Source organism: Rhizohabitans arisaemae (genome assembly GCF_025996515.1).
Lineage (GTDB): Bacteria > Actinomycetota > Actinomycetes > Streptosporangiales > Streptosporangiaceae > Rhizohabitans > Rhizohabitans arisaemae.
The window spans coordinates 1,772,400-1,782,256 of sequence record NZ_BLRH01000060.1; the positions used below are offsets into that span (position 1 = coordinate 1,772,400).

Here is a 9,857-nt window from a genome sequence, read left to right on the forward strand (position 1 = left end):
TCAGGCCGCCTCTCGTGTTGCCGGGATGTCGGTTGGTGGTTGACCGTCCTGTACGGCCTGGAGTTGAGCGCGCCATCGTTGCCGATCAGCGATCGCGCGCAGCAGCCGAGCAGCCAACGGGGAGGCTTTCGGGCTTCCCGGGTCGATCGGCCGCCACAGGTACCGGTCCGGGTCGTGGTCCGAGTCGACGGCAACGCCGAGTTGTTCCAGCACCCAGGCGCGACGGTCCGCCCGATGCTCTGCCAGGGTCTTGCCGGACCATTTGCGGGACACCAGCACCCGCCGCCCCGCGTAGCCCAGGTGCGCGGGCTTGTGCGCCTTACCGCGGCACCGGCCCGGAGCCATGCCCGGCTTGGCATCTTTGGGCTGCACCCCGTAGCGCAGCCAGTTGGGGCACGAGGGCGAGCACGGCTCATACCGCAGCACGTCCATGAGCCGTTCCACGTGCCGCCGTTGAGCGTCGGTGTCCGGTTCGTGGCAGTCGGCCACCGACTTGGTCAGGTACTTGGACAGGTAGGAGAGACACCGGCCCGCATCCGGCGATCCGGCAAGCACCCCTTTGACGTCGACCTGCGGCCCGAGCCTGACGACGTGGAACGGTACGGCGTCCGGGTCGTCGTCGAGGTCGTCAAGGGCCTCATCCCAGGTGGGCAGGACCTCACCGGTGTCGGGGTCGAGGTAGCCGGCGCCTTCCGCCCAGACCGGCAGGTGATCCCCCGCGAAGCGGACCACGTCGGCAGAGGGCCACCAGACTTGGTGGTAGGTCGCCGCGGCCACCGCCTTCACGTCGGCCCGGGGCATGGTCCCCCGCATCGCGAGATGCAGGTGAGGAGCCAGCCGCCGTTGCGGCTCCACCGCGGCGAAGTATTGGACGTCGAAACCGGCGACCCGACGCAGGTTCTGCACGAACCGGTCCACGACCCGGGGGAAGTGGATCGCGTCCCTCGCAGCCCGCCGGTAGTCGTAGGTGTCCTGGTTGACCGGTGTCCCGTCGGCCTTCACCTTGCCGTAGGTGTCGCAGGTGAGGGTGACGAACAGGCTTGGCCGGTAGCCCCGCCCGTCCGCACCGGTGTAGGTCCGGCCGACCGTGCGGGGTTCGACCCGCCGCCGAGGCAGGTCGGGGGCATCCTGGCGACGCCTGGTCGACCGGGCCCGCCGAGCCGGAGTCTCCAGGGCGAGCCGTCCCCGTACCCCAGCGGCGTTGAGGTCGCCGTCCAGCAGCTCGACGACCTCTTGATAGGTCGCCGTGTCGCCGCCGTCCTGGTGTGCACGATCGAGGAGCCGTTGCGCGTCGGCTCGCTCTGTCGCGAGGAACATTTGATGGTCGTTGGGGACGTCGCGGTCCGCGACCGGTTCGACGGCCAGGTGCCAGCCTTCCCGGCACTGTGCCCGCCTCAGGGTCGCGGCCTGTCTGGCGCAGGGTTCGCAGACGCTTGCCAGCCGTGCGCCGCAGGGGATCAGCACCCGTTCGGTACGGCCGCCGTGAAGGTCGAGGCGTTCGAACTCCAGTGGACGGGTGCACACCCCGTTCTGTTTGGCGGCTTCCACGACGACGTCCAGGGCCACCGGCATCGCGGCCCGCACCGCACGGGGGACCCGCCGAATCTGCGCCGATGTCGGCTCGGTCGCGGTCATCAGGCCGTCTCACCCGGAATCCCGTACTCGGCCTCCATCTGCCGGATGTCGGCATCGGTGACGTAGGCCGCGCGTGCCCGCACCGGTTCGGGATCGGTTTCCAGCCGCAGGTACCCGACACCGGCCCCGATCTGCGGCCGAGGGGAAATCTGGTCGGCCAGCGCGCCACGGTCCCGCGCCCCGTCACCGAGCACCATGTCGACCTGTTCCGACTCGTCCAGCCGGAGCGCGATCTTGTCGGGGAACAGATTCCTAATGCTGATCACATCCTTGCGCGGGTCCTGAAGAGCCGCCATGACCCCGACCCCGACCGCCCGACCCTGTGTGGTCAGCGTCGCGAGCGTCGCGTTCACCCGCGCTTTGAGACCCTTGTCCTGCTGGTAGGCGGTCAGGAACGCGACCTCATCGACGATCACCAGCAGGAACGGCGACTCGGGTGTGGGGGTGTGGTCGCGCACCTTGCCGGCCATCCGTTCCGCCCGCGCCTGCATCACCTCCACCGCGTTTTCGAGCAGCTCCGCGCAGTCCTCAGGGGAGGAGGCGTAGCGGTGGAACAGGCGCCGCCCGTAGGACAGCTCCATCAGCTTGGGGTCGAGCGCCCACACCTGCACAAGGTCGTCCCGGATCGCGGGAAGCATCCCCCGGATGGTTGACCACAGCCACGACCCCTTGCCCGCGCCCGTGGCGCCGACGATCAGGACGTGGGTTCCGTGGACCTTCAGTTTCAGCGTCTGCCCGTCGTCGCACCGCCCGACCGCAACGGCCTTGAGGTTCACCTGTTCGGGGATCGGGAGCGCAGGGACGACCGAGGCCAGAAGATCGGTGTGCGGCAGGGTCAGCACCGCCGTACCCGGCTTGACCGAACGCACCCGGCAGTATTTGGCGCTGAAGCCGTGCGCCAGGTGCTCGGAGCGTTCGGCCCAGGCCGACAGGGGTTGGCCGTGGAGCATCTTGACCATCACCACGTCGGCCACCGGGGTACAGCGGACCTTGACCAGGGTCGGGAGGTATTCGCGTCCGCCGATACGGGCGGCCAGTCCGGACACGACCATGACGGGTTGCCAGTGACGGCGGTAGACCCACAGCCACCGCCAGAACCCCAGCAGGCGCCAGCCGATCCACCGATCGAACCGGCCACGGTCCAGGCGCCGCCACACCAGGAGCCCGGCAACCACCGCGACCACCAGGAGCAGGGAGGCCAGCCAGCCGGTGTACCAGACCAGCACGGCCAGGGCGACGGCCAGCCCCCACACGATCGGGTGAGCCAGCATCGAGCCGACCAGACCCGAGCAGGCCCGCCACACCAGGGACAGCACGGTCAGCCAGCGGGGGGTCTTGACCACGGTCGGCTGAAACACCACCGATGTCGGCGTGGTCGACACCAGATCCTTGGTGTAGTCCCCGGGAAGTTTGCGCAGCATAAACTGAACACCTCTTTCAAAGATCGGGATGTCTTGGGAGAGAAGTGATCGGGGGCCGCGGGAAGTTGGCGCTTCCAGCGGCCCCGCCCGAGGTCAGGCCGCGTCCGGCTCCAGCGCGGTCAGCGCGTCCGTCTGCTGTGCGGCGTGGAGCCGTTCGCAGTCGGCCAGGTAACGGGCAGCCGCGTTGAAGATCTTCCGCGCCAGGGCCACGTCCTGTTCGGTGACTGGCTGCCCGCATCCCGTCGTGGTGATCGACACCAGGGCTTCCTCGCTGGACAGGTCCAGGCACGGCCGCCGGTTGCCGACCACGAAGGCGTGGACGTCCAGCTTGGCCGTGTGAAAGCTCACGTCCAGGCGCGTACGGCCGTTCCCGATCGTTGCCGTCACATAGGTGTAGGGGTCGTGGCCGCTCACGCCGCCGCCTCCTTGGAAACCGGCCGATCAGCGGGTGTGGCCGGGCGGCCTCCATGTCGTAGCGGACGTCCGAGCCGTGCAGCATCTCGGCGATGCCGCGCAGCAGGTGGTCTTCTCCGAGCAGGTGGCCGAACAGCTCCCGCAGGGCGGTGACCTCGGGGCCGGGCGCCATCAGGGCTGACTGCGCCTGAGTGTGCATGAGCACCCTCGCGCCGACTGGATGCCGTTCGGCAGGGCTGCGCCGTGCACTGACGGCGTGGTTCGGCGCACCGGCGGGCGATGGACAGGAGGGATGAATCGGTTCGACATCCAGCACCAGATAATGTCACTCTGCTCGGGGCTGACGTAATTGAGCGGTGCCGTGCAAGGGCCGACCACGCCGACTGGTTCGGGAAACGATCGTTCCTTACGCGGGAAGCGATCTTCCGGCGGGCCCATTCCGGGCAGGCTGCACACTCTTGTGAACACCCCACCCAGGGCCGTTCATGAGACGGCTGGACTGAAGTTTGACGGGATCCCGTCTGATCATCGCGATCGGGCGGGATCTTGTCGTTTCGGGGGTTTCCGAATCTGGTTCGTCCTGGTTTTAGGACCGCGGAGCAGGTGTCTGGGAAGGCCCGAGTGGTGTCAGGCCGCTGGTGGAGGTCCGAGTTCCCGTTGCTGTGCATGGCGACGCCGACTCTGGGCTGGGTGCTGCGACAAGGTGATCTGAATTGCGGGTTATGGGGGTGGTGGCCTGCTTCACCTGCTGCATTGATTTGACCCCTCGCTGTAGTGGCGATGGCATCGCAAGGCCCCAAGATCGCAGGATCTCTAACGAAACCACAATCGGCAGTACTGCATCAAACCGTCATGCAGCGCTGCTCCCAGCCAGTACTCACCACCTCTCGGGCAGGCGTCCACGACGTCCGCTTGTAAGCCTTTGGTCGCTTCCTACCAAGTATGGGCGTAGATCGACGAAGGGAGCATGGCCGGTGCGTCGTAAACAGGCGGAGTTCGCCACAGACTCTGTGGCGTTCGAGGCCTTCTACCGGCGGCACGTGGAAGGGATCACGCGATTCCTCGCCCGCCGGGTCGATGACCCCCATATGGTCGCCGACCTGGTGGCGGATGTGTTTCTGGCGGTGATGGAGTCCGCTCATACTTACCGGCCGGGACGGGGCAGCGAGGTCGCCTGGCTGTACGGAGTAGCACGCAACACGCTCTCAGCTGAGCGGCGCAGGTCGTTGAGGGAGTCCCAGCTGACCGACCGCGTGAGCAGGCGACGGCCGCTGGACAGCGATGACATCGCCCGGCTGGAGGAGCGCATCGACGCGGAGCAGCCTGCCCGGCGGGCCTTCCAGGCCATGGCCCGGCTGCCCGAGGGGGAACGCGCCGTGCTGGAGTTGGTCGTCCTCGATCAGCTGACGGTCACCGAAGCCGCGAACTCCCTCGGCATCCGGTCGGGGACCGCCATGGTACGGCTGCACCGCGCCCGCCGAACGCTCAAAGAACTGCCCTTCGTCATGGAAGGAACCGGTAAATGAGTTTCGAGGAGCAGGTGCTGATGGATCTGAAAGTCGAATTCGCCGCGCGGGCCGAACGCCGCCGCCGTACTGTTCGCCGCGTGTTCGTGGGAGCGGCGGTGGCCGGGCTCGCCGCTGCGGCGGCCATCGTGGTACCACTGCTGACGGGCATGCAGAGCCCGGCGTACGCGGTGACCAAGGACACCGACGGCACGATCAGCGTGCAGATCAAGGAGTTCAAGGGCGCAGACAAGCTGGAGTTGGACCTCGCCAAGATGGGTGTCCCCGCCGACATCACGTATCTCAAGCCTGGAAAAGGCTGCCAGAAGGACCGGGGCCAGCTTGTTGGGGGCGAGTGGCCGACGACGCCCCAGGAGTGGATGAACTCCGTCCACGAGAAGGTGGCCGAGGTGACCGACGAAAACAATGTCGCTATCCATCCCCAGTACATCAGCAACGGCCAGACCCTGCTCATGGAGATCTCCGAATCCGGCCCCGCCCCCGAGGGACCACGGGCCAGGTTGGTGTTCCGCCGCCTGCTGATCACCGGCAAAGTAATGCCCTGCACCGTCGTCGACGCGCACTATCAGCTGCGCGGAGGTCCCGCGCCTTCGACGTCCGTGGGACGCTGATCTCGGCTGAGCACGGCAGCCGCCGCGGGCTTACTTAGCGGCGGCGACAGTGGCCCGGCCTGCGAGAGCAGGCCGGGCGCGCTGTCCGTGGCCGTGTAAAAGTAGCCGCAGGTGGCCAGGTTGAGGTCACCACTGGTGGCCAGTTTTCAGTCCCCACGCCTGTTCGCGCGCGTTCGCGTGTCGTGGGGAGGGGCGTGCCCCTGAACGGTGATCGTGACGGTGTCTAGCCCCCGTTTTCCGCGCATCGATGATCGTCAGCGAAGCTGCCGAGGGTCGGTGTCGAGGAGGTCGAGCAAGCGGAGTTGGAGGGCTGTCGGTTGCGGGATGATCGGCGGGTCCTGGCCGTTGCCGGGAATGATCTTCATGGTGGCGAGTGCGTCGAGGATGAGCTTGCCGGTGGGGATGGCCGCTCGTTCGGCATACAGGCCCTCGACTCTGGTCTGGGCTTATCCGGCTAGGGCGTGCCTGACCTGGCGTTCGATCAGGCAGAAGATGAGCAGGGCCAGGCAGATGACGGTGACCAGGGCGGCGATGCGCCGGTTGTTCTTGAGGTAGAGGGCCGCCACGGCCAGGGGGCCTTTGAAGGCGGAGTAGCGGCGTTCGACCGCTTCCTGTCCTTTGTAGAGGGTCAGGACGGCGGCGGCGTCGGCCTGGTCGGGGGGCAGGTTGGTGAGCAGGGCGTACCAGCCGTCGGTGGCGGTTTCGGCGTCCATCGCCTCCTGGTCGAAGCTCCAGGCCAGGGTGGATTTGCCGGTGCCGGGATCCACGCTGGTCTCGGTCTGGAGATAGGCGGCGACCCTGCGGGTCTTGCCGATGACCGCGATCCGGGCTTCGACCGCGGCGGGGGTCGGGTAGTGCCGCGAGCCCAGGCCGCATTCCAGCCGTTGCAGGTCGTCTGCGGCCTTGCCGAGTTTCAAGGCCCGGGCGGTGGCCGCGGCGCCGGCGCAGGCCGAGGAGTGCACGAACACCCTGCGTAAGCGCAGCACCGGGTCGCGTTTGCGCGGGCCGGCAAGCGTCATGGCGTCTTTAAGGACATGCCAGGTCCCGCGCTGGTCGGCGGGTTTGGCCCGGTCACGCTGAGCGGTGTGGTCGACCCTGGTCGCGCCGTCCAGGGACAGGCCGGCAAGTTCGCTCACCGCCACGTAGGTCTTGGACGCCGGGGCGATGAAGTCCACCCCGTCGCCGTCCATCGCGGCCAGATTGCCGTAGGAGATCAGTTTGGAATCCCCGATGATCAGCATGCGGCGCCGGTCTGCCAGTTCCTGCAGCGCCCTCATCACGGGGACGACCTGGCCGACCTCGCCCGCTCCGCCGTCGAAGGCCCGGTGGAAGACCGGGATCCCGCCATCTCCGCTGACCGCGATTCCGGCCTGGATCTGCTTCAGGTCGGGGCGGCGATCCTTGGGATGGCCGAACCTCACGGCCGGGAACCCGTCCTGGTTGTCGGGGTAGGCGCCGTGCATCGAGATCGAGGTCATGTCCCAGTGCAGCCGGGTCACATCGATCCCGAACTCCTGGATCGCGGTGAGGCCGATCGAACCGGTGATCCGGTCCAGGTGCGGGGCGATCGCGTCCGGCGCCCGTCCGATCCGGTCGTCGTTGAGCAGGTCGGCCTCCACCCCGAGCGTCTCGGCCACCGCCCATTCCCGCGCCCATTCCCGCACATGCACCAGCGGAGCCGGAGAGGTCAGCCGGTTGGCCACCAGCGTCTCGATCACCTGCCCGTGCGAGAGTCCGGCCAGGTCACGCACTGGACAGGCATCATCGACCACATCACGGATCTTCAACCGGGAGCAGAAGCCGGCCACCACCGGCAACGCCCCCAGCAGTTTCTCGACCGATGGGACACCGAACTGCGCGGGTTGTCTCACACGCAAGCAGGCTGCCGACTGCCGAGCCCGCTACCAACTCGACACACCGAAGAATCCCAAAGATCCTCATATGCGGAAAACGGTATATACCTCGAGCTTCGCATGCTCGAGGATCGCGGAGTCAGTCATCGTCGGATTCGTTACACTGCTCCTGCCAAACCTCATCCATGCCAGTGCTTGGTGAGCGCGGTGCAGATTAATGAAGAGATCAGCTCTCTGGCATCGTGATACAGGCAAAATAAGGTCCAATTGTAGGTGAAGGCAAAGATAGTTGTGACGCCCGTATGTTGGGCGTCCACAGGGCGTACTGCGTCCCTTGTGCAGTACAACTTGTCGACGTTGCACTTCGAGACTGACGCCGGGAACGGGTTACGCGAGCCTGGCTTCAGCATGGAGCGGCACCTGGACCCGCAGATCACCATCGGCCTGCTGACCCGATGCCAGCGGGTTCCCGCTGATGGTGGAGGCGTTTCTTTGGGATAGAACCCAAGGTCGAGAATAGGTAATCGTGTTTCAGTAAAGCCGGACGGGGTGCCTGATGGTTGCTCGGTGGTTGCTCATGGGCATGCGATACGCGACAACATCGCACATCCTGATCGGGCATTTTGACGGCGGCAAATCTGTATGGAATGATAGATAGCCTGCGACACTAAGTGGCACTAAGAAATTCGTCTTTTAATCCGTAGGTTCTGGGTTCGAGTCCCAGGCGCCCCACCACTCTGACCTGCTGATACGTCGTGTATCGGAAAGTATCTTGCTGATCGTGAGACATGTGTGGGTCACATCTGGGTCATTCGGTCAGGCGGCTGCCTTCCGGGCTTTCCGGGCGGTCTTGCGGGCTCTGGCCAGGACCAACCGCGCGATGGCCTGCGCGGACTGGTGATACACCTCCGGCAGCACCGTGGTGTGGATGTCGGAGGTCACCACGATGCTTCCGTGCCCGAGCGTGCCCTGGACCACGCGCAGATCCGAACCGGTGGCCAGGGCGAGGGTCGCGGTACCGTGTCGCAGATCGTGTAACCGGATCGGCGGGAGCCCACTGGCGTGCACCAACCTATGGAACCGGACGGTGAGAAAGTCCGGCCGCAGCGGTGACCCGTCGGCTCGCGCGAAGATCGGCCCCGATTCCTGCCAGGCGTTGCCCAGCCGCTTCCGCTCGGCCCGCTCATGGCCACGCAGCAGCCGGACGGTCTCGCCGTCCAGCGCGATGACCCGCCGGCCCTGCAACGCCAGCCGGTCATCCAGCCGTTTCCGGCCCGGGTGGTGTCGGCGCCGCTCCACCTTCGGCAGCAGCGGCTCGATCCGCTCCCATAGGCTGTCCGGCACGATCCACGGCAGTTGCTCGCCCTTCTTCACGCGGAGGTCAACGACCAGCAGTGCCATGGGATTTGGCTCTAGATCATTTTGTTAGGACCTCCAACAAGCCACAACGCCATGAACAGCGATCATGTCCGCAAGAACGGGAATGTCAAACCCCAGGTCAGCCCGACGACCGAGTTTCGGGCACCCACAGGCGTGCGCAGGAGTTACGCAGCGTGGGTGTCGGTGCCGCGCAAGATGTACAGGTCGTCGCCGAAGACGGCCGAGATCTGGAGATGGCCGCCGAGCGCTTGAACGTAGCGGGCGATGGCCTCGACGGTGGAGACCTCTCCGCGTTCGATCTGGGAGACGCGGCTCTTGGTGACGCCCATCCTCTCGGCCACCTCAAGTTGGGTCAGGTCCAGGGCGGTACGGCGTTCGGCGAGGCGGTGGCCGTCGATGTAGGCCTGGTTGCGCTTGCGGGCTTCGGCGACCGCCTGCTCGCCCCCGGCGTCGGCGACGATGCCGGGGCGTATATCGCTCCACTTGGGAAAGTTCGTCATCGCTGGCCCTCCTCTTCTTCCCGTTCTTTCACATACTGCGCGTACAGCTCTTCGGCTTGTGGGATCGCCCGCCGGTACCAGCCAGACCAGTCTCCCGATTTGTCTCCGCCGACCAGCAGGATCGCTGAACGCCAGGGATCGAACACGAAGATGACCCGAATCTCCGAGCGTCCCGCCGAGCCCGGCCGCAGCTCTTTGAGGTTGTGGACCTGCGAGCCTTCCAGCCGGTCGACCAGGGGCCTCCCCAGCCCGGGACCTCCCTCGGCCAGTCGGTCGATGGCGTCGACCACTTGAGCCTTGGACTTCTCGTCCAAGGCGTTGACCCAGGCTAGGAACTCGTTGGTGACGCGGATCTCCCACTCTTCCACACCGAGAGTGTAGCAAATCCTCTACCGGGAGGGTTGGGGATGGCGCAGGTGCCCATTAGGCGATGTCTGACAAATGATCACGGTGGGTGCGGTTAGATGATCACTCGTGGTACGACGAGGTGAGCTGACCGACAAGGCCTGGCAGCGAA

General features: G+C 66.3%; 9 protein-coding genes and 1 pseudogene. 3 read left to right on the plus strand and 7 right to left on the minus strand.

All coding sequences use genetic code 11. From position 1 onward, the window contains the following. From RUR_RS36630 to RUR_RS36640, 3 genes are all read right to left on the minus strand, one after another. On the minus strand, positions 1–1,635 hold the full coding sequence (locus tag RUR_RS36630) for a replication initiator (protein WP_283139823.1): 1,635 nt from the start codon (positions 1,633–1,635) through the stop codon (positions 1–3). Then, a complete protein-coding gene (locus RUR_RS36635) occupies positions 1,635–3,056 on the minus strand; it encodes an FtsK/SpoIIIE domain-containing protein (protein WP_283139824.1) in 1,422 nt (473 codons plus the stop codon). Before RUR_RS36635 ends, RUR_RS36630 begins: the two co-directional genes overlap by 1 nt. A gap of 93 nt (positions 3,057–3,149) precedes the next feature. Continuing rightward, entirely contained in the window at positions 3,150–3,470 is a 321-nt protein-coding gene (locus RUR_RS36640; RefSeq protein ID WP_283139825.1) for a hypothetical protein, read from the minus strand. 974 nt (positions 3,471–4,444) lie between these two features. On the opposite strand from RUR_RS36640, the gene RUR_RS36645 reads away from it, so the two are divergent. After that, positions 4,445–4,996: an RNA polymerase sigma factor gene (locus RUR_RS36645; protein WP_283139826.1), complete on the plus strand. Its 552-nt coding sequence runs from the start codon at positions 4,445–4,447 to the stop codon at positions 4,994–4,996. Next, positions 4,993–5,607 carry a hypothetical protein gene (locus RUR_RS36650; protein ID WP_283139827.1) on the plus strand — a complete coding sequence of 205 codons (615 nt, stop codon included), beginning with the start codon at positions 4,993–4,995 and terminating at the stop codon, positions 5,605–5,607. Before RUR_RS36645 ends, RUR_RS36650 begins: the two co-directional genes overlap by 4 nt. Positions 5,608–6,053: 446 nt before the next feature. Here RUR_RS36650 and RUR_RS36655 read toward each other — a convergent pair whose 3' ends face one another. Then, entirely contained in the window at positions 6,054–7,478 is a 1,425-nt protein-coding gene (locus RUR_RS36655) for an IS1634 family transposase (protein ID WP_283139828.1), read from the minus strand. 309 nt (positions 7,479–7,787) lie between these two features. Between RUR_RS36655 and RUR_RS36660 the strand changes: the two are divergent. Continuing rightward, positions 7,788–7,968, plus strand: a pseudogene (locus tag RUR_RS36660) (IS1634 family transposase); the annotation flags it as partial. 308 nt (positions 7,969–8,276) lie between these two features. Here RUR_RS36660 and RUR_RS36665 read toward each other — a convergent pair. The 3 genes from RUR_RS36665 to RUR_RS36675 all read right to left on the minus strand — a co-directional run bounded on the left by RUR_RS36665 (position 8,277) and on the right by RUR_RS36675 (position 9,708). Continuing rightward, the gene (locus RUR_RS36665) at positions 8,277–8,861 is read right to left on the minus strand and encodes a tyrosine-type recombinase/integrase (RefSeq protein WP_283139829.1); all 585 of its coding nucleotides are present in this window, start codon (positions 8,859–8,861) and stop codon (positions 8,277–8,279) included. Between the two features lie 143 nt (positions 8,862–9,004). Continuing rightward, positions 9,005–9,340, minus strand: coding sequence for a helix-turn-helix domain-containing protein (locus RUR_RS36670; RefSeq protein ID WP_283139830.1), 336 nt, complete (start codon positions 9,338–9,340; stop codon positions 9,005–9,007). Next, positions 9,337–9,708, minus strand: a complete 372-nt coding sequence (locus RUR_RS36675) for a type II toxin-antitoxin system RelE/ParE family toxin (RefSeq protein WP_346349100.1) — start codon at positions 9,706–9,708, stop codon at positions 9,337–9,339. The genes RUR_RS36670 and RUR_RS36675 overlap by 4 nt, the downstream gene beginning before the upstream one ends. Positions 9,709–9,857: the final 149 nt, after the last annotated feature.

Bases quoted from the DNA above. Each gene is read 5' to 3' on its own strand.
- RUR_RS36630 (WP_283139823.1), bottom strand. From the start codon at position 1,635: ATGACCGCGACCGAGCCGACATCGGCGCAGATTCGGCGGGTCCCCCGT.
- RUR_RS36635 (WP_283139824.1), bottom strand. From the start codon at position 3,056: ATGCTGCGCAAACTTCCCGGGGACTACACCAAGGATCTGGTGTCGACC.
- RUR_RS36650 (WP_283139827.1), top strand. From the start codon at position 4,993: ATGAGTTTCGAGGAGCAGGTGCTGATGGATCTGAAAGTCGAATTCGCC.
- RUR_RS36665 (WP_283139829.1), bottom strand. From the start codon at position 8,861: ATGGCACTGCTGGTCGTTGACCTCCGCGTGAAGAAGGGCGAGCAACTG.
- RUR_RS36670 (WP_283139830.1), bottom strand. From the start codon at position 9,340: ATGACGAACTTTCCCAAGTGGAGCGATATACGCCCCGGCATCGTCGCC.